This window comes from Lelliottia sp. EB106-05-01-XG201 (assembly GCF_058791735.1).
This window is the reverse complement of the sequence record NZ_JBYTDV010000001.1, coordinates 2,005,253-2,023,007: the sequence shown is the minus strand read 5'-3', so window position 1 is coordinate 2,023,007 and position 17,755 is coordinate 2,005,253. Positions and strand designations below refer to the sequence as shown.

Below are 17,755 nucleotides of genomic sequence, written 5' to 3'. Positions count from 1 at the left end.
CTCAGTTCCTCTCTTTTCTGGCGTAATAACGCAGTTTGTCTTCGTCGATTTCGACGCCCAGGCCCGGCCCCTGCGGTAGGGTCACCTGGCCGTCGCGGAAATCGAGAGGGTTTGCCACAATGTCGTCTTTCAGCAGCAACGGGCCGAACATCTCGGTGCCCCACTGCATGTTGACCGTCGACCAGGCGTGAAGAGAGGCCACCGTGCCGAGCGTCCCCTCCAGCATCGTCCCGCCGTACAGCGCCACGCCTGCGGCCTGCGCCGTATGCGCCAGCTTCAGCGCCTGCGCCGGACCGCCCGCTTTGGCGATTTTCAGGGCATAGGCCCCGGTAAAGCCGCCGCTCGCCAGGGCATAGCCGTCGTGAAGGGTTGCCACCGCCTCGTCCGCCAGGATCGGCAGGGTAAAGCGCTGACTCAGCGTAATGAGACCGCGCGTGTCCCAGAGTGGGATCGGCTGTTCGACCAGGTCGATTCCGCCCGCCTGTAACCGCGTCATGCCCTGGATCGCGCTGGTCAGATCCCACGCCTGATTCACATCCACGCGAATGCTGACCTCATCGCCCAGCGCCGACTTGATCGCCAGGGCGTGGCGAATATCGCTGTGCAGTTCGCCCGCGCCGATTTTCAGCTTGAAGGTGTTATGCCGCCCTTCCGCCAGCAGGCGTTTACCCTCGTCGATGTCTTTGTGAGTGTCGCCGCTCGCCAGGGTCCAGAGCACCGGCAGACGTGGCGTGAGTGCCCCACCGAGCAGGGTGCTGACGGGCACATTGAGCTGTTTGCCGAGCGCATCGAGAAACGCGGTTTCGAGTGCAGATTTGGCAAAGGTGTTGCCTTTAACGCTGGCGTTCATCTTCCCGGCGAGCGATGCGACGCCGCTAAACGTCTGGCCGCACAGCAGCGGCGCGAGATAGGTTTCAATCGCCGAGCGAATACTTTCCGGGCTTTCCACCCCGTAGCTTAGCCCGCCGATGGTGGTGGCTTCGCCCCAGCCAACCACGCCCTGCGCGCATTCCATGCGCACAATGGTCAGGGTCTGGCAGCCCATGGTCGCCATTGACAGTTTGTGCGGGCGGATGGTCGGGATATCCACCAGCCAACAGGTGATGGATTCAATGGTGAGGCTCATGCTCGGCTCCTGCGGTTAAAAAGGTGATCACATGCTGGTTAAACGCCGCCGCGCAGGCGACGTTCGACAGGTGTGACGCGGGTAAAATAAGAAAGTGCGCATGGGGGGCATCGACCACGATAGCTTCGGCGTCTCGCGAGGTGGTGACAGGGTCACTTTCCCCGGCAATCACCAGCATCGGGCGCGGCATCTGCGTCAGTTCATCACGCAGATCGGCCATCGCCAGCGCGTCGCAGCAGGCGGCGTAGCCCTCGGCGGGCGTCGCGGCGAGCTGCTCAATCAGCGGGTAAACCACCTCCGGATTGCTGTGGCGAAACGCAGGCGTAAACCAGCGGTCGGCGGCGCTCTCGGCAACCGGGATCATGCCCTGCGCGCGCACCGTCGCGGCACGCTCACGCCAGCCCGCTTCCTGCCCAATTCGCGCGGCGGTGTTGGCCACCACAATTCGCTGAAAACGCTCCGGCGCGTGGCGGTTGAGCCACATCCCGGTCATGCCGCCAAGCGAGATCCCGCAAAAACAGGCCCGCTCCACGTCGAGATGATCCAGCAGGGCAATCACGTCCTGCCCGAGTCGCTCGAGGGTGACGGGCTGTTGCCCGACGGCCGAGCGTCCGTGCCCGCGGGTGTTGTAGCGCAGCACGCGAAAATGTTGCGTCAGGGCAGAGATTTGCGCCTGCCACATCTCCCAGGTGGTGCCTAACGAATTCGACAGCACCAGCAGCGGCGCATCCTCCGGGCCATCAAGGCGATACTCAATATCCATGGGTTCTCCTTACGCCGTCGCGTCTTCGGTCAGCAGCGCGAACGTCAGCGCCACCGGCGTGACGGACTGCAAATACTCCGCCGTGATGTCGCCAAACAGCTCGCGCACCACCACGCCCTGCGGGGTGATATCCATCACCGCCATATCGCTGTAGATGCGGTCGATGCAGGCCATCCCGGTCAGGGGATAGGTGCAGTGCTCGACGATTTTGCACTCGCCCTTTTTGGTCAGGTGTTCGGTCATCACGAACACTTTTTTGGCCCCGATCGCCAGGTCCATCGCCCCGCCAACGGCAGGAATCGCGGACGGCGCGCCGGTGCTCCAGTTGGCGAGATCGCCCCGCGCCGAGACCTGATAGGCCCCGAGCACGCAGATATCCAGGTGCCCGCCGCGCATCATGGTGAAGGAGTCGCCGTGGTGGAAATAGCAGCCACCCGCCAGCAGCGTCACCGGCTGCTTTCCGGCGTTAATCAGCTCAGCGTCTTCCTCCCCCGGCGCAGGCGCTGGCCCCATGCCGAGAATGCCGTTTTCGCTGTGCAGGAATATCTCGCGGTCCGCCGGGAGATAGTTGGCAATCTGGGTCGGCATGCCGATGCCGAGATTAACGTAGGCCCCCTCGGGGATGTCGCGCGCAATGCGTTCGGCAAGCTGTTGATGCGTCAATGTGTTCACGCGATCTCCTTGAGTGACGTGGGAGTAACCTGAATGACGCGCTGGACGAAAATCCCCGGCGTGACCACCGCTTCCGGGTCCAGTTCGCCGAGGGCCACACACTCGCTCACCTGCGCAATGGTGCAGCTCGCCGCAGCGGCCATGATCGGGCCAAAGTTGCGTCCGGTTTTGTCGTATACCAGGTTGCCCCAGCGGTCGGCTTTCAGCGCTTTGATCAGCGCGAAATCGGCTTTCAGCGGCAGTTCAAAGACATAATCTTTGCCGTCGATATGGCGCGTCTCTTTGCCCCCGGCAAGCTCTGTGCCGTAGCCGGTTGGCGTAAAAATTCCGCCTAACCCCGACCCGCCCGCCTGAATGCGCGCCGCGAGATTGCCCTGCGGCACCAGCTCCAGTTCGACCTCGCCGCGACGATAGAGATCGTCAAACACCCAGGAATCCACCTGACGCGGGAAGGAGCAGATCACCTTCTTCACGCATCCGGCTTTCAGCAGCGCCGCCAGACCGTAGTCGCCGTTGCCCGCGTTATTGCTGATGAGGGTGAGTTCGCGCGGACGGCGGCGGATCAGGGCGTCCAGTAGATCCGACGGCTGCCCCGCCGGGCCAAAACCGCCGACCATCACCGTCGCACCGTCAAAAATGTCTTTCACCGCGCCATCCAGCGTGGCAATCCGTTTATCAATCATTCCTGAGCCTCTTTGTTGTGATTGGGCAGGCTGCGCAGGGCAATCCACGCCAGCAGGGCGTAAACCATCAGCAGAAGGGAGACCGGCCACGAGGCGTTGAACTCCATCAGCAACGCCACCGCCAGCATTGGTCCCAGACCGCCGGAGAAGATCGATCCCACCTCGTGCCCCAGCGCCAGGCCGGAGTAGCGCACCCGCACCGGGAAGAGATCGCTCATGATGCAGGGCTGGGTGCCGATCATCGCCCCGTGGCAGAACGGTAGCCCGAGCAGCATCGCCAGCATGATCCAGCCGTACGTCCCGGTTGCGAGCAGCCAGAAGAACGGGAACGCCATCACCAGCAGGCCGATCACGCCGATGTAGTAGACCGGCTTGAGGCCGATGCGATCCGACAGCGCCCCCCAGAACAGAATCGAGAAGAACTCCACCAGCATCGCCAGGGTTACGGCGCTGATGATCTCCCCGGTGCTGATGCCGATGTGTTTGGCGTAGACCACCGAGAAGGTAAAGAAGATGTAGGACGCGCCGTTCTCCGGCAGACGCAGGGCAATCGCCTGCAGCAGCGCTTTCGGGTGTTCGCGGATAATCACCAGCAGCGGGATTTTCTCGTGCGTGTCTTCCGGTTTGGCCTGAGTAAACGCCTTGCTCTCGCGGATGTTTTTGCGGATGTAGACGCCGACCAAAAAGATGACGATGCTCAGCAGGAACGGGACGCGCCAGCCCCAGCTCATAAAGTCTTCTTCCGGCAGTTTTTGCACCAGATAAAAGGCAAAGGCCGAGAGAACAAACCCGCCGGACACCCCCATCTGGCTCCAGGCGGTGTAATACCCGCGACGTGACGCGGGCGCGTTCTCACTCAGCATCAGCACCCCGCCGCCCCACTCCCCGCCGGACGCCACGCCCTGTAAGAAGCGCAGAATGATCAGCGACAGCGGTGCCCAGATGCCGATCTGCGCGTAGACCGGCAGGAGGCCGATCACGAAAGTGGTGGCGCCCATCAGCGTCAGGGTCATGATCAGCGTCATTTTGCGGCTGTAGCGATCGCCGATATGTCCGAAGACAATCCCGCCCAGCGGACGGGCCAGGAAACCCACCGCGAAACCGGAAAACGCCAGCAGCGTGCCCTGGAGCGGATCGCCGCCCACCGGGAAGAACAGCGGGCCGAACACCAGCGCCGCCGCGGTGCCGTACAGGAAAAAGTCATACCACTCCAGCGCATTGCCCAGCACCGAGGCGATCACCAGCTTGCGCATCTGCTGCGCGTCCTGGCTGCCCGCGGCGGTGGTCACGCGGTTTTCAGTGACGACATTACTCATAACGCGCGTCCCCTCTTGTTGTCGTGGGCTTACGCCTGCACATCGTCACCGACGGTGTGATAGCGGCGGTTGAAGTAGACCAGCCCGCGCGGCTGCTCGCTGATGCGGATCGCCTGCACCTGGCAGTAGAAAACGCTGTGGCTGCCCACTTCGTGACAGGTGTCGATGGTGCAGTCGAAGCTGGCGACGCTTGAACTGAGCACCGGCGCGCCGCTGCTCATCACCTGCCAGCGGTCGTGCAGAAATCGCTCTTCGGAACGCAGGCTGGCGTTGGCAAAAACACCGGAGAGATCCTGATGCTCCCCGGAGAGCACGTTGACGCACAGGGTGCCGTTCTGTTTGAAGTGCTGATGGGCGTAGGAGTTGCGGTTCATGCACACCAGCAGCGTTGGCGGCTGGTCGGTCACGCTACAGACCGCCGAGGCGGTAAAGCCAAATTTCCCCGCCGGACCGTCGGTGGTGATCACCGAAACCGCGCTGCCGAGCTGCGCCATCGCATTACGAAATTCTGTTTGCAGTGTCATAAGTGATTCCTTACAAATCGATAACGAGACGGGCGCACTTCGCCCGCGAACAGCAGAGCAGGATCTGATCGCCGTCGGCTTTCTCTTCGTCGGTCAGATAGTGGTCGCGGTGATCCGGCTCGCCTTCCAGCACGTCCGTCAGGCAGCTGCCGCAGATCCCCTGCTTGCACGACACATTCACCTTCAGCCCGGCCTGAGCCAGCGCCTCGACGATGGTCTGGTTTTCCAGCACTTTCACGCTGATGCCGCTGGCCGCGGCCACCACTTCAAAAGCCGTACCGCCGGTCTGCACTTCCGCGCTGAAACACTCCTGATGGATTTGCTCCAGGCGGTATCCCTGAGCTTTCGCCCGATCGGTCACCGCATCCATCAGCCGCGTCGGACCGCAGGTGTAGACGTGGGTGTTGTCGGGCACGTCGCACAGCACCGCGTCCAGATTCAGACGATGTTGGTCGCTAAAGTGCAGGTGTACCCGTTCCGCGAAGGGGGCGTTTTCCAGCTGCGGAATGAACGCCGCCTGCGAGCGCGATCGGGCGCAGTAGTGCAGCGAAAAACTGCGTCCGGCGGCGTGGAGTTCCGCAGCCATCGCCAGCATCGGCGTGATGCCAATCCCGCCGCCAATCAGCAGGCTGTGGGCCGCGGCGTCGTCCAGCGCAAACAGGTTGCGCGGCTCGCTGACCTGAATCTCATCCCCTTCGCGCAGGGCGTGGGCAGCCAGCGACCCGCCCGTTGAGCGTGAGTCTTTCAGCACGCCGAGCTGGTAGTGCTGCGCGTCCTTAGGGTCGCTGCACAGCGAGTACGGACGAATCAGATCGGCGCTCAGATGCAGGTCGATATGCGCCCCGGCGCGAAACGTCGGGAGCGGAATGCCATCCACATGCGCCAGGGTCAGCAGGACCACCTCGCCCTGCAGCTCGCGGCGGATCACCTGTAAAGTCAGCATGAGAACTCCTTAGCGCATGAACAGGCCGCCGTTGATGTCCCAGGTCGCCCCGGTGACAAACGACGCCTGCGGGGAAGCCAGCAATGCCACGGCCTGGGCGATAAACTCCGGCTCACCGAGTTTCCCGACCGGGATCATCGCAAGCAGCCCGGCCATTTTCTCTTCTGGCACCAGGGCGTGAACCATCGGCGAATCCATCGGGCCCGGCGCGATGGCATTGACCGTCACGCCGGATTTGCTCAGCTCGCGGGCGAAGATTTTGGTCAGCGTCAAAATGCCGCCCTTCGAGGCCGCGTAGTGCGCGCCGGATGCCGTGCCGCCGTTCTGCCCGGCCAGCGACGCCAGATTGATAATGCGGCCGTAGTGTTGGGCGGCGAAATAGCGCCCCAGCGTCTGGCAGCCGACAAAGGTGCCGCGCAGATTGGTGGAGATCACCCGGTCGAACTCATCGACGCCAATCTCCATCACCGGCGTGGCGAGGGTCAGGGCGGCGTTGTTCACCAGCACCTGTAAGCTGCCGAAACGGGCGACGGTGGCGTCCAGCGCGCGGGTAAAATCCTCCGGCTGGCGGATATCCAGCCCAAGCGCCAGCACGTTGTCGTGGTCGAGCGCGTCCGCCGCCTGTCGGGCGCGCGCGGCGTCGACGTCCGTCAGCACCACCTGGAACCCCTGCTCCAGCAGATGCGCGGCGATGACATTGCCCAGACCGGCGGCCGCGCCGGTCACTAATGCGGTTTGCGTCATGAGCGATTCCTCACAGGATGTAGCCGATGCTGTGCAGCACATCGTCGCTGTTGACCAGGCGGATCACCTTCTGCTGGATGCGCAGGCGGTCGGTCTCGCGCTGCAGCTGCCAGGTGATATCCGCCGCGTAATGGCGGCTGTGGCCCTTGCGGTGTTCCCACAGGGACTGCGCCCCGCGCACCACCAGTAAATCGTCGTTCGCTTCCAGCAGACGAAAACGCGACAGCGTGCGCAGGGTTCTGGCGCGCGGCGTGGTGGAGATCGACTCCCCGCTGTAGAGGCGGTGGACGCGTTTTTCACGCATGTGGTGATCGTCGCAGGCGTAGTTGAGCGTGTTTTTAAAGTCGGTTTCGTTCGGGTCGATCGGCACCACGTACAGACCGTCGTGCTGCCACAGATCCAGCCAGGCGGTGAATTCGCCTTGATCGAGCAGGTCGCCCTCGAGGTTAATCAGGGTCACGGCGGCAAAGAGTTGAGATTCTGGCGTCATCATTGTTCGCTCTCCGTCATCAGTTTTTTCCACTGCTGGTAGGCGGCGCGCATCCCGGTTTCGGCGCTGACGTCGCTGCGCAGGCCGTCGTCGGTGCGGTACTCGCCCGCCAGCCCGCGGTTGAGCATGATCCACAGGTCGTCGCCCGCCGTGGCGCCGCGCTGTACGCGCTCCCAGGCCTCCGAGTCGTCCGGCGTGCCGAAGCCCATCGGCCCCTGGAAGTGTTCGTGCAGACGCAGGCGCGCCTGGTTGGCGATTTCAGGGCCGCCGTCCATGGTGATCACCGCGTGGTGGATTTCGGTTTCGTTGACGGACACCGGCTGGAGCACGCGGAAGAAGGCCATCGAACAGGCGATGTTCGGGAAGATATTGAGGTTGAAACCGGAGCCGCCGACGGCGCGCACGATGCGACGCACCTGCTGTTCGTCGTGGTCGGCGCGCAGGGCCTCGGCCAGCTGTTCAAAGCGCTCGGGGATCGGTGCGTCGAGATTGGCCTCGAGATCCACTAATTCCGGGATCATCACCATCACGCTGTGGCCGTTGCCCAGATCTTCGACGTAGCCGCTGCCGTCGACGAAGTTGAGCATCTCTTCGGTCTGCTTATCGACGGAGCTTAAGAACGAGCGGTGAACCACCGGGAAGTGGTAGCCGTCGGTGGTGTTTTCGAGCTGGATTTTCCAGTTGCCGGGGAAGCGGAAGCGGTGCGCCGGGCCGGTTTTGATCGGATAGCCCGCGCCCTGCTTCATAAACAGATCCATCCACTTTTTCGCCGCGCCGAGGAAATCTTCCAGGGGCTCAATCTGCTCGTTAAAGGTGGCGAAAATCATCCCCGCGTACTGTTCCGTACGCAGGGAAACCAGCCCCAGCTCGCCTTTTTCCAGCTGATCGGCGTAGCTTTCCGGGTGCGGCACGCCGCGCAGGCTGCCGTCCAGAGCATAGCCCCAGCCGTGGTACGGGCAGACGAAGCTGTTAGTTTTGCCGCTGCGGTGTTCGCACACGGTCGCCGCGCGGTGGCGGCAGCGGTTGAGCAGCGTGTGGACGGTGCCTTTGCGATCGCGCACCACAATCACCGGCTGAGTACCCAGCTCGGTGGTTTTGAAGCTGCCGGTCTCCGGGATTTCACTGGCGTGCGCCACCCACACCCAGGTCTTGCTGAAGATGCGATCCAGCTCGAGCTGGAACAGGCTGTCGGAGGTATAAAGCGAGGTGTGGACGCGGTCGCTTTGCACCAGTCCGGCAATCTCTGCCGATGTCGGCAGAGATTGCGGCGTAGTGTCGATATTTTTAATGGTGATCAGGTGATCGCAATTCATGTCTGGTTCTCCTGCACGTTTTCTTTTTTATCAGGGACAGGTAATTCATCCGCCGCATGCCAGCGGTCCACCGGTCGGCTGAACAGGTTGCGGGTGGTAAAGTGGCGCATCGCCATACCGTTCGCGTTGCGCACAAAGGTGACGCAGATTTCCGCCGCGTTGAGGTGCGCACCTCCGGCGGTAAATTCCGAGGTTTGCAGCATCAGCCAGCGCCCGCGCAGCTCGCCGTCCGGCGTATGGCCCAGCGCTTCCGAGCACAGGAAATGCGCGTTGAGGGCAAAATGCGCGGGAAGGCGCACGTAGCTCGCCATCATGGTGACAATTGCCTCGCGCCCCAGGTGTTTACCGAGACGCGTGGCGTAGGGTTCGCCGAGCCCCTCCCAGCAGGCGTCGGCGGTAAATAGCGCGCCAATCGCCTGCACGGTGTCAGGGCTGTCGAGCTGGTCGCACAGGCGCATGTAATCGCTGATGCACACCCGCGCCGCCTGGCTGTCTTCGAGCTGCTGTAAGCGCAGCGCATCCTGTGCGTTCATGGTCTTAGCCCTGGATAATCAGTTCGCGGCCCACGCGGGCTTCGATTTTGCAGTACTTCCACAGTTTGCTGCCGCCCTCGCCCACCGGCGTGGTGCGGAACAGGTTGCAGACGGCGGCGACGTTCTCCAGTTTCTCGGCATCCGCCAGCACGTAGGTGGTCCAGGGCGCGGTGGTGGACGGGCCGACCATCAGCTGGTCGTCATCCATGTTGCCGATGACGCGAATACCTGGGGTCTCTTCGATCCCTTTCATCATCACGCCGAAGGCGCCCCATACTTGTTTGGCTTCCGCCGGGCTGGCGTCGAAAAAGTTCTGATTCACCCCGATGCAAAACAGCACACGTAACGTTGTTGACTGGCTCATCTGTTGCTCCTTACGTTAAAAAATCACAAGTAACCGGGCAGCGGTTTGCCGCCGAAAAAGACCGTACCGGCGTTGAGGTACGAGAGATCGCCCATAAAGGCGTGCTGGGTGATCACCATGGTGTCGCGGACAAAACGCTGCAGCGGGCTGGTCAGCGTGACGCCGCCCATGCCGTTCAGCGCCAGCGCCTGACGCGCTACGTCGGCGGCGACGCGGGTGACGTGGGTCGATGAAAGTCTGAGCGCATTAATCTGCTCGCAGCTCGCGTCGTCCCCGGCCAGCAGGCTCTGCCAGACGTCGTCGATGGCTTCGTAGAACCAGGCGCGGGCGGAGCGCAGTTCGGCTTCGCAGCGGGCAATTTGCATCTGCGCCTGCTGGCGGTCGGCCAGACGCGGCGCGCCGGTCACCGACTGCTGACGATGGGCGATGGCGTAGATTTCGTTGAGCGCCGCGCGAGCCACCCCGAGCGCCACCACGGAGAGCACCTGGGTCGCGAGCGACAGCACCGGATAGCGATACAACGGCCCCTCGACATTCAGCGCCCCGCCGCGAATAAAGGTCCACTCCTGCGGGACGAAAACATCGTTGACCACCAGATCGTGGCTGCCGGTTCCGGCGAGGCCGACCGTGTCCCAGACGGGATCGATCTGCACGCTGGCCCGCGGTAGGACCGCCATGCGCGGCAGGGCCTGATCGGCGTCCGGCAAAATCCCGACGCCCAGCACCGAGGCGCCCATGCTGCCGCTGGCAAAGCTCCAGCGTCCGCTGACGCGATACCCGCCGTCGGCCTGAGTGGCTTTTTGCGTCGGGAAGATCCCCCCCGCAAAGACCACGTCCGGCCCGTCGCGGTAGAGCTCTTGCAGGGTGTCTGGCGGCAGCGCGCCGAGGTAAAACGGGCTCATGCCGAAACTCGCCACCCAGCCTGCGGAGCCGTCGGCGGTGGAGATTTGCTCCACCAGCTCGCAAAACTGCGCCGGGGAGCATTCGTCGCCGCCGTAGATTTTCGGCACCAGCGCGCGGTAGACGCCCACCTGTCTGAAACGGGCGATGATGTCGTCAGAGATATGACGTTGATGCTCAAACTCCCGGCTGCGAGCCGCGACATCACTCAGAAGCGGAACAAGTTCTTCACGAACAGGAATGGCAGACATGGCGTCCTCCGAAAAGGGTTGTGCGGTGTGCGCAAGGCGAGCGCGGCCGCAATGAGTCGTACTCACTGAGTCATCGGGTAAGAAAAACGGGAATTACGCTTGTCGTCGGCCCGTGAGCCACTCGACGGCCTGCACCAGCAGCCCGTCGTGACCTTTGGCGGCAATCAGCTGGAGCGAAACCGGACGCCCACGCCGTTCAGCCACCGCAAGCGTGATGGCCGGATGGCCGCTGAGGTTGAACGGGCGGACCAGCCGCGTGAGGTTCACCACGCCGAGCGGATCGGCGGCTTCCTCAAGCGTCAGCGGGAGTTCAGGCAGCGTCGCCAGCGCCAGCAGCGAGGTTTTCGCAAGCAGTGCATCGACCTGCGCGGTGAAGGTTGCGCGTATCTGTTCGGCGGCATCGAGCGCTTCGGCGCTGACGTCCGCCCCGGCGCGGATACGCGAGGCGACGTCCGGCGAAACCTGATTGCCAGCCAGCAGCGGGCTGAACGCCTGCCAGTTTTCGTGGCTGATGAGGGTTAAGCCTGCCCGGTGGGCATCATGGAGATCCGGGAGTGGCGCCTGTTGCGGCGTCACGCCCTGCTGTTCAAGGAAATTCAGAAGCGTTGCGTCGATGTCTTCTGACGCGGCGGAGATAAACGCCATCGCCGGCAGCGCGTCCAGCGGGTCGCCGACGGGAATCGAGAGACGGGTCATCGCCTGGCGCAACACCGCGGCGTCGCTCGCAAAAACGCCGACACAGTCGAGAGAGCTTTGGGCAGGCATCACGCCGTCACGGCTGAGCACGCCGAAGCCGGGTTTGAATCCGAGAATTCCGCAGCAGGCGGCGGGCATTCTCACGGAGCCGCCGGTGTCGGTGCCCAGCGAAAAATCGACCTCACCGGAGGCGACCACGGCGGCAGAGCCGCTGGACGAGCCGCCCGGAATCAGCGCCGGATAGCGCGGATTGACCGGCGTGCCGCCCCAGGGGTTGATTCCGGTGACGCCAAACGCCAGCTCATGCAGGGTGGTTTTGCCCGTCAGCTGGCAGTGCTTTGCCAGCAGCGCAGCGACCACGCTGGCGTGCTGCCCGGCGACCGGGACGTTTGCCAGCGCCGGGCAGCCTGCGCGGGTCTGATGCCCGGCGACGTCCAGGGTGTCTTTCACCGCGAATCGCAGGTCGCCTTCGCCGAGGACGAATTGCTCAACGTAACCATTGCTCTCATAAACTGGCTTCATGATTGATACCTTAACCAGAAAAAGTGAATCATATTCAGGCTGGCAGTCACTGCTGCCTTTTTGTCCTGACTAACGTTAGGTCAATCATGGAAGAATTAGATGAAAATTCAAGTAATCTTTCACGTTAATTTTACGCTGACGCAACATTTTATTAACCTTTAATTCTGCAAGGTTACTGATTCAGGATGATGAAAAATAAGACAAAATGGCGGGAAACAGAAAGCCGTGTCGCTCCGGAGATTCAGAGCGACATAAGCAATTTATGGTTGTAATTACAGAAGGTTAGAGAGAAATACTACGGAGTTCACAAATTTGTCATCGGATAATTTGACCTCACAGTTCGTTGAGGTTATCCAGTACTTTGGCGAGTGACAGATTCATCTTATCGACCTGCGACACACTCATCCCTTTGAAGCCTTTTTCGAACACTTTTTCGGTCAGGGCGTAGGCTTCTTCCACTTTTTTCAGACCGGCCGCCGTGAGCATCACTTCGGTGACGCGCGCGTCCTGTTCGCTGCTGGCGGTGGTCACCAGACCGTCATCGCGCAGCCGCCCGACGATTTTGGTGATGGTCGGCATTTTCGCCATCGCGTATTCAGAAATCTGCGAAATGCTGGCTTTGCCGTACTGGTGCGTGACCATCAGCACCCGAAAGCGAGACACGTCCAGCTGGGCTTTTTTCAGTGTGATTTCGATGATTTGCGTGTAACGCGCATAAACATTCACGATCCAGTAGAACGGAAACGCTTCGCGATGAAAGGCGGGATCGTCAGGTGCGCCGTCCGGGGTATTTTTTAGAGTTGTCATGCGTTTCCTTACCAAAAAAAGCGTCAGAGTGAACGATTATACCCCGCGATCCGGCGGCGACTAAGCCTATCTGAGAGCGTGCTGAAACGTATAAGAGATCCCGATCGCATTATGATTCAAAATTGCTGACTGATTAACAATTACGTATCATTTTTTACACATTGCATTGACGTTTGCGGTGGCTATTTTCTATACGTTAGCTGTCGTTGAAAATTCTAATAATCGCAATGTGGAGCATTTTATGAACGAACGTTCTTCTGTGGAGCAGACGCGCCCGCCGTCGTCTGCGCCCGACGCTCTGGACCCTCGCCAGCAGGCCGTGATCAAAAAGCTGTTCCGTCGGCTGATTGTGTTTTTATTTATTCTGTTCGTATTTTCCTACCTCGATCGCATCAACATTGGCTTTGCCGGTCTGACGATGGGCAAAGATCTGGGCCTGACCAGCACCATGTTTGGCCTCGCCACTACCCTGTTCTACGTGATGTACGTGATTTGCGGCATTCCGAGCAACATCATGCTGAGTATCGTCGGCGCGCGGCGCTGGATTGCGGTGCTGATGGTGGTGTGGGGTATCGCCTCCACCGCCACCATGTTCGCCACCGGGCCGAACAGTTTGTACGTCCTGCGCATGCTGGTCGGGATCGCCGAAGCGGGCTTTTTACCGGGCCTGTTGCTCTATTTAACCTACTGGTTCCCGGCCCATTATCGTGCGCGTGCTAACGCGCTGTTTATGATTGCGATGCCGGTGACGATGGCGCTCGGGTCGCTGGCCTCCGGCTACATTCTGAACATGGACGGCCTGCTGAATCTGAAGGGCTGGCAGTGGCTGTTCCTGCTGGAGGGCTTCCCGTCCGTGCTGCTCGGTCTGGTGGTCTGGTTCTGGCTGGATGACAGCCCGTCGAAGGCCAAATGGCTGACCGAGGATGACAAAGCCTGTCTGGCAGAGATGCTCGAAGCGGATAAAATCGCCGCCAGCAAAACCCAGCTGGAAGCGAATACCCTGCCCCAGCGCAGCGTGGCGCGCGAACTGTTCACACCGATTATTATTCTCTACACGGTGGCCTATTTCTGTCTCACCAACACGTTGAGCGCCCTGAGCGTCTGGACGCCGCTGATCCTGCGCAGCTTCAACGAAACCAGCAGCAACGTCACCATCGGTTTGCTGAGCGCCATTCCGCAGGTGTGTACGATTGTGGCGATGGTCTGGTGGAGTAAGCGCTCCGACCGCCTGAACGAGCGCAAAATCCACACCCTGCTGCCGTATCTCTTTGCCGCCGCAGGCTGGATGTTAACCGCCTCGAGTACCCATGCGATGCTGCAGTTTACCGGCATTGTGATGGCGTCGGCAGGCGCGTTTGCGGCGATGGTGATCTTCTGGACCACGCCGGACCGCTTTATCTCTCTGCGCGCTCGTGCGGTGGGGATCGCGGTGATCAACGCCACCGGGATGACCGGCGCGGCGCTCGGGCCGCTGCTGATGGGCTGGATGAAAGACGTCACCGGGAACTTCAACGCCGGGATCTTTATGGTGGCCGGATTCCTGGTGCTGGGCGCGCTGATTATCGCCCTGATCCCGATGAGCAAAACCGCTGTGCAAAAAGCCGCCGCCCCACTCTCGACTTGACTTATTATGTAAAAAAGATACTTTTCAGGACATGAAGAAAATCCTGATTATCGTCCCTGACGGCGGCATGTTGTTCGAAGCCGCCGGTATCGCAGACATTCTGATGCAGGCCAACCAGCTCCATCCGGAAGGCCTCGCCCAGCCTCGCTATCGCATTATTATCGCCACCACCCAGCCGCATCAGGTGATCCACGGTCAGTCCGGATTAAACCTGCTGGCGGACTATCGCCTGCCGGAGCTGGATCCGCGCGAACCGCTCGACACCATCATCATTACCGGTCGCGGGATGAACGAGCTGGAGAGCACCGCGGTGGTGGACTGGCTGCATCTGGCCGCCCCGCACGCCCGGCGCATCGCCTCGATTTGCGGCGGCGCGATGCTGCTGGCGCAGAGCGGTTTGCTCGACGGTCGCCGCGCCACCACCCACTGGCGGCTGCTGGAGACGATGCAAAAAACCTGGCCTACCATCAAAGTCGAAGGCGGCCCGCTCTATATTCAGGACGGTCCGATCTGGACCTCTGGCGGCGTGAGCTCGGGGTTTGATCTGACGCTGGCGCTGGTCGAAGAGGATTACGGTTTTACCCTGGCGCGCGACGTGGCGCAGGATCTGGTGATGTACCTGCGCCGCCCCGGCGGGCAGCTGCAGTTCAGCCGCTACAACCTGCACCAGTACAGCAGTTCCGGGCCGATCGGTGAACTCCAGACCTGGATTTTGAACCATCTCACGGACGATCTGTGCGTCGAAAAGCTGGCGGAACAGGCGGCGATGAGCCCACGCAATTTCACCCGCGTCTTTACCCGCGAAACCGGGGCCTCCCCGGCGCGTTACGTGATGGAAGCCCGCCTCGCCGCCGCCCGTCAGCTGCTGGAGCAGACCAGCGAACCGCTGGAGCGCATCGCGGAGCAGAGCGGGTTTGGCAGCAGCATCAACCTCAGGCGCGTGTTTGAGAAACAGCTCCACCTCACTCCCGGCGAGTATCGCCAGCGCTTCCACTGCCGCAAAATGGCGTAATGTGATCCTTTTTTGTCATTTACGCCAACCGGCCTGACGCCTACAGTGACTCCAGACACCACAGTTAAGGAGTGCATCATGGTTAAGGTCGGTATTAATGGTTTCGGCAGAATTGGACGCAACTTCCTGCGCGCTGCCCTCGGCAATCCGGACATTGAGATCGTGGCGATTAACGATCTGACGGACAGTAAAACCCTCGCTCATCTGCTGAAATACGACTCCCTGCTCGGGACGCTGCCGGTGCCCGTAGAGGCTGCCGATAACCATCTGCAGGTGGATGGCAAACGGATTACGGTCTTCAGCGAGCGCGACCCGGCGAATATTGCGTGGCGCAGCGTCGACGTGGATGTGGTGATTGAGGCCACCGGTTTCTTCACCGACCGCGAGAAAGCGGCAGTGCATATCGATAAAGGCGGCGCGAAACGGGTCATCATCTCCGCGCCGGGTAAGAACGATGATTTGACGGTAGTGATGGGCGTGAACCATCAGCTGTACGATCCGGCTCAGCATTTTGTGGTGAGTAACGGGAGTTGCACGACCAACGGTCTGGCCCCGGCGGCGCAGGTGCTGCATCAGCACTTCGGCATCGAGCATGGCCTGATGAACACCACTCACGCCTACACCAACAGCCAGGCGCTGCACGACCAGCCGGAGAAAGATCTGCGCGGTGCGCGCGCGGCGGCCCTGTCGATTGTGCCCTACTCCAGCGGCGCGGCGAAAGCGCTCGGGAAGGTGATTCCAGAGCTCGACGGGCGTCTGACCGGGTATTCATTGCGCGTCCCGGTGCCGGTGGTATCGATTGTCGATCTGACGGTGACCCTGAGCCGGGAAGTGACGGTTGAAGAGGTGAATAACGCCTTTCGTGAAGCGGCCTCTGCGGGACCTCTGAAAGGCATTCTGGGGTACAGCGATGAACCGCTGGTGTCGAGTGATTATCAGGGTGACCCGCGTTCATCAATTATCGACGGGCTTTCTACGTTGGTGATTGGCGGGAATATGGTGAAGATCCTCGCGTGGTATGACAACGAGTGGGGCTTCTCCAACCGCCTGGTGGATTTGGCGGTGCTGATGGATGAGAAAGGGGTGTAACAGAAAAGCCGGGTGGCGGCTACGCCTTACCCGGCCTACGTTTTGATTTTGTAGGCCCGGTAAGCGCAGCGCCACCGGGCAGTTTTTACGCCGCTTTGACGCGTACACCCATCAGCACAATCACCATCGCGGAGACAAGCAACAGCCCGCTTCCGGCGAAGACGCCGCTGGCGCCGTTGAGGTCAAACACTGCCCCGCCGCCTGCGGCACCCGCGCCAATCGCAAATTGAATCGATGCCACCAGCAGGCCACCCGCGCTTTCGGCTTCGTCCGGCACGGTGGTCGCAAGCCAGGTTGACCAGCCCACCGGCACCAGGCCGAAGGCGAAGCCCCACATCGCGACCAGCAATCCATCGAGCATCGCCAGATGACCGAACGCCACCATGGTCAGCGCCAGCACGCCCATCACGAAAGGTACCAGCGCCAGGGTCAGGCGTAAGTGTCGTGCCAGCAGGTGCCCGGCAATCGAGGTACCGACAAAGTTAGCGAGACCAAAGCCGAGCAGGATCAGCGAAATGCTCTCGACGCTCGCCTGCCCGACGGTTTCGAGGAACGGACGCAGATAGGTGAAGAAGGCAAAGTGACCGCTAAAAATCAGCACCGTCGCCAGCAGGCCGCCGATCATCCCCGGACGGCGCAGCACGCGCAGCAAAGTCCCGAGACTGCCGCTGCTTTCCGGTTTCATCGACGGGAGCACCCACAGCTGCCAGAGCAGCGCCAGCATGCTCGGCAGAATGCAGAGGATAAAGACGTTGCGCCAGCCGATCAGGCTGCCGAGATAGCTGCCGAGCGGTGCGGCCACCACGGTCGCAATCGACACGCTGGAGAAGATGATCGCCAGCGCTTTCGGCACGTGCTGCGCAGGCACCAGACGCATTGCCGTGGCCGTCGACATCGCCCAGAACCCGCCGATGGCGACGCCCAGCAGCAGGCGGCCCATCAGCAGCACCTGCAAATTCGGCGCGAAGGCCACCAGCAGACTGGAGATGATCTGCAGCACCGAGAAAAACATCAGCACCCAGCGGCGGTCGATGCTTTTGGTGGCCGGGGTGATGAGCAGCCCGGTCACCAGCGCCACCAGCGCCGTCGCGGTCACCGCCTGCCCGGCCATCCCTTCGCTGACGCCGAGGCTTGCGGCCATCGGCGTTAACAAACTGGCGGGTAAAAACTCCGCCGTGATCAGGCCAAAAACCCCCAGTCCCAGTGAATAGACCGCGCGCCAGGCGGGTCTGGCGGGCGCTATGGCCTCGCTTGCCGCGATACTTGAATTCATCTGTTGCTCTCCAGTTAGAAAAATGTGACAAACATCGCAAAAGCATAGAGTGTTCCCCGTGGACGATCTATGACATATAATCTCCACTTATTGATAATTCGTCCGGAGTT

19 protein-coding genes are annotated in these 17,755 nt (G+C 61.4%); 3 read left to right on the top strand and 16 right to left on the bottom strand.

The genetic code is table 11. The features are described 5' to 3' along the window. Position 1: 1 nt before the first annotated feature. From AC3WS9_RS09420 to AC3WS9_RS09350, 15 genes are all read right to left on the bottom strand, one after another. Complete coding sequence (locus AC3WS9_RS09420; RefSeq protein ID WP_492487949.1) at positions 2-1,126, bottom strand: muconate cycloisomerase family protein; 1,125 nt, start codon at positions 1,124-1,126, stop codon at positions 2-4. Continuing rightward, positions 1,110-1,889, bottom strand: a complete 780-nt coding sequence (pcaD, locus tag AC3WS9_RS09415; protein WP_492487947.1) for a 3-oxoadipate enol-lactonase — start codon at positions 1,887-1,889, stop codon at positions 1,110-1,112. Before pcaD ends, AC3WS9_RS09420 begins: the two co-directional genes overlap by 17 nt. A 9-nt stretch (positions 1,890-1,898) precedes the next feature. After that, positions 1,899-2,561: a 3-oxoacid CoA-transferase subunit B gene (locus tag AC3WS9_RS09410; protein WP_492487945.1), complete on the bottom strand. Its 663-nt coding sequence runs from the start codon at positions 2,559-2,561 to the stop codon at positions 1,899-1,901. Next, positions 2,558-3,244 (bottom strand): 3-oxoacid CoA-transferase subunit A, encoded by a 687-nt coding sequence (locus AC3WS9_RS09405; protein ID WP_492487943.1) that lies wholly within the window; start codon positions 3,242-3,244, stop codon positions 2,558-2,560. Before AC3WS9_RS09405 ends, AC3WS9_RS09410 begins: the two co-directional genes overlap by 4 nt. Beyond that, a complete protein-coding gene (locus AC3WS9_RS09400; protein ID WP_409339922.1) occupies positions 3,241-4,497 on the bottom strand; it encodes an MFS transporter in 1,257 nt (418 codons plus the stop codon). Before AC3WS9_RS09400 ends, AC3WS9_RS09405 begins: the two co-directional genes overlap by 4 nt. Before the next feature lie 92 nt (positions 4,498-4,589). Then, positions 4,590-5,084: a flavin reductase gene (locus tag AC3WS9_RS09395; RefSeq protein WP_282494571.1), complete on the bottom strand. Its 495-nt coding sequence runs from the start codon at positions 5,082-5,084 to the stop codon at positions 4,590-4,592. 10 nt (positions 5,085-5,094) lie between these two features. Continuing rightward, the gene (locus tag AC3WS9_RS09390; protein ID WP_492487941.1) at positions 5,095-6,027 is read right to left on the bottom strand and encodes a PDR/VanB family oxidoreductase; all 933 of its coding nucleotides are present in this window, start codon (positions 6,025-6,027) and stop codon (positions 5,095-5,097) included. A gap of 9 nt (positions 6,028-6,036) precedes the next feature. After that, on the bottom strand, positions 6,037-6,771 hold the full coding sequence (locus AC3WS9_RS09385) for an SDR family NAD(P)-dependent oxidoreductase (protein WP_492487939.1): 735 nt from the start codon (positions 6,769-6,771) through the stop codon (positions 6,037-6,039). Positions 6,772-6,781: 10 nt separating this feature from the next. After that, complete coding sequence (locus AC3WS9_RS09380; protein ID WP_492490313.1) at positions 6,782-7,261, bottom strand: aromatic-ring-hydroxylating dioxygenase subunit beta; 480 nt, start codon at positions 7,259-7,261, stop codon at positions 6,782-6,784. Beyond that, the gene (locus AC3WS9_RS09375; RefSeq protein WP_492487937.1) at positions 7,261-8,574 is read right to left on the bottom strand and encodes an aromatic ring-hydroxylating oxygenase subunit alpha; all 1,314 of its coding nucleotides are present in this window, start codon (positions 8,572-8,574) and stop codon (positions 7,261-7,263) included. The genes AC3WS9_RS09380 and AC3WS9_RS09375 overlap by 1 nt, the downstream gene beginning before the upstream one ends. After that, the gene (locus tag AC3WS9_RS09370; RefSeq protein WP_492487935.1) at positions 8,571-9,107 is read right to left on the bottom strand and encodes a nuclear transport factor 2 family protein; all 537 of its coding nucleotides are present in this window, start codon (positions 9,105-9,107) and stop codon (positions 8,571-8,573) included. Before AC3WS9_RS09370 ends, AC3WS9_RS09375 begins: the two co-directional genes overlap by 4 nt. 4 nt (positions 9,108-9,111) lie before the next feature. After that, positions 9,112-9,471: an IacB protein gene (locus AC3WS9_RS09365; RefSeq protein ID WP_282494577.1), complete on the bottom strand. Its 360-nt coding sequence runs from the start codon at positions 9,469-9,471 to the stop codon at positions 9,112-9,114. Between the two features lie 23 nt (positions 9,472-9,494). Further along, on the bottom strand, positions 9,495-10,622 hold the full coding sequence (locus AC3WS9_RS09360) for an acyl-CoA dehydrogenase family protein (RefSeq protein WP_492487933.1): 1,128 nt from the start codon (positions 10,620-10,622) through the stop codon (positions 9,495-9,497). A 93-nt stretch (positions 10,623-10,715) separates the two neighbouring features. Continuing rightward, positions 10,716-11,840: an amidase gene (locus AC3WS9_RS09355; protein WP_492487931.1), complete on the bottom strand. Its 1,125-nt coding sequence runs from the start codon at positions 11,838-11,840 to the stop codon at positions 10,716-10,718. A gap of 333 nt (positions 11,841-12,173) precedes the next feature. Continuing rightward, positions 12,174-12,647, bottom strand: coding sequence for a MarR family winged helix-turn-helix transcriptional regulator (locus AC3WS9_RS09350; protein WP_492487929.1), 474 nt, complete (start codon positions 12,645-12,647; stop codon positions 12,174-12,176). Positions 12,648-12,888: 241 nt separating this feature from the next. Between AC3WS9_RS09350 and hpaX the strand changes: the two genes are divergently transcribed. The 3 genes from hpaX (at position 12,889) to gap (ending at position 16,372) form a co-directional block, all read left to right on the top strand. Beyond that, positions 12,889-14,271 (top strand): 4-hydroxyphenylacetate permease, encoded by a 1,383-nt coding sequence (gene hpaX / locus AC3WS9_RS09345; protein ID WP_285144299.1) that lies wholly within the window; start codon positions 12,889-12,891, stop codon positions 14,269-14,271. Positions 14,272-14,302: 31 nt separating this feature from the next. Further along, positions 14,303-15,283: a GlxA family transcriptional regulator gene (locus AC3WS9_RS09340; RefSeq protein WP_492487927.1), complete on the top strand. Its 981-nt coding sequence runs from the start codon at positions 14,303-14,305 to the stop codon at positions 15,281-15,283. 78 nt (positions 15,284-15,361) lie between these two features. Then, positions 15,362-16,372 (top strand): type I glyceraldehyde-3-phosphate dehydrogenase, encoded by a 1,011-nt coding sequence (gene gap, locus AC3WS9_RS09335; protein ID WP_492487925.1) that lies wholly within the window; start codon positions 15,362-15,364, stop codon positions 16,370-16,372. Positions 16,373-16,457: 85 nt separating this feature from the next. Here the strand turns inward: gap and AC3WS9_RS09330 are convergent, their stop codons facing one another. Continuing rightward, positions 16,458-17,645, bottom strand: coding sequence for an MFS transporter (locus AC3WS9_RS09330; protein ID WP_492487923.1), 1,188 nt, complete (start codon positions 17,643-17,645; stop codon positions 16,458-16,460). Between the last annotated feature and the right edge of the window lie 110 nt (positions 17,646-17,755).

Coding starts and splice junctions, on each gene's coding strand:
- AC3WS9_RS09365 (WP_282494577.1), bottom strand. CDS start 9,471: ATGAGCCAGTCAACAACGTTACGTGTGCTGTTTTGCATCGGGGTGAAT.
- AC3WS9_RS09350 (WP_492487929.1), bottom strand. CDS start 12,647: ATGACAACTCTAAAAAATACCCCGGACGGCGCACCTGACGATCCCGCC.
- AC3WS9_RS09375 (WP_492487937.1), bottom strand. CDS start 8,574: ATGAATTGCGATCACCTGATCACCATTAAAAATATCGACACTACGCCG.
- AC3WS9_RS09395 (WP_282494571.1), bottom strand. CDS start 5,084: ATGACACTGCAAACAGAATTTCGTAATGCGATGGCGCAGCTCGGCAGC.
- gap (WP_492487925.1), top strand. CDS start 15,362: ATGGTTAAGGTCGGTATTAATGGTTTCGGCAGAATTGGACGCAACTTC.
- AC3WS9_RS09390 (WP_492487941.1), bottom strand. CDS start 6,027: ATGCTGACTTTACAGGTGATCCGCCGCGAGCTGCAGGGCGAGGTGGTC.
- AC3WS9_RS09360 (WP_492487933.1), bottom strand. CDS start 10,622: ATGTCTGCCATTCCTGTTCGTGAAGAACTTGTTCCGCTTCTGAGTGAT.
- AC3WS9_RS09405 (WP_492487943.1), bottom strand. CDS start 3,244: ATGATTGATAAACGGATTGCCACGCTGGATGGCGCGGTGAAAGACATT.
- AC3WS9_RS09385 (WP_492487939.1), bottom strand. CDS start 6,771: ATGACGCAAACCGCATTAGTGACCGGCGCGGCCGCCGGTCTGGGCAAT.
- AC3WS9_RS09330 (WP_492487923.1), bottom strand. CDS start 17,645: ATGAATTCAAGTATCGCGGCAAGCGAGGCCATAGCGCCCGCCAGACCC.
- pcaD (WP_492487947.1), bottom strand. CDS start 1,889: ATGGATATTGAGTATCGCCTTGATGGCCCGGAGGATGCGCCGCTGCTG.
- AC3WS9_RS09355 (WP_492487931.1), bottom strand. CDS start 11,840: ATGAAGCCAGTTTATGAGAGCAATGGTTACGTTGAGCAATTCGTCCTC.
- AC3WS9_RS09400 (WP_409339922.1), bottom strand. CDS start 4,497: ATGCGCAAGCTGGTGATCGCCTCGGTGCTGGGCAATGCGCTGGAGTGG.
- AC3WS9_RS09380 (WP_492490313.1), bottom strand. CDS start 7,261: ATGACGCCAGAATCTCAACTCTTTGCCGCCGTGACCCTGATTAACCTC.
- AC3WS9_RS09420 (WP_492487949.1), bottom strand. CDS start 1,126: ATGAGCCTCACCATTGAATCCATCACCTGTTGGCTGGTGGATATCCCG.
- AC3WS9_RS09370 (WP_492487935.1), bottom strand. CDS start 9,107: ATGAACGCACAGGATGCGCTGCGCTTACAGCAGCTCGAAGACAGCCAG.
- hpaX (WP_285144299.1), top strand. CDS start 12,889: ATGAACGAACGTTCTTCTGTGGAGCAGACGCGCCCGCCGTCGTCTGCG.
- AC3WS9_RS09340 (WP_492487927.1), top strand. CDS start 14,303: ATGAAGAAAATCCTGATTATCGTCCCTGACGGCGGCATGTTGTTCGAA.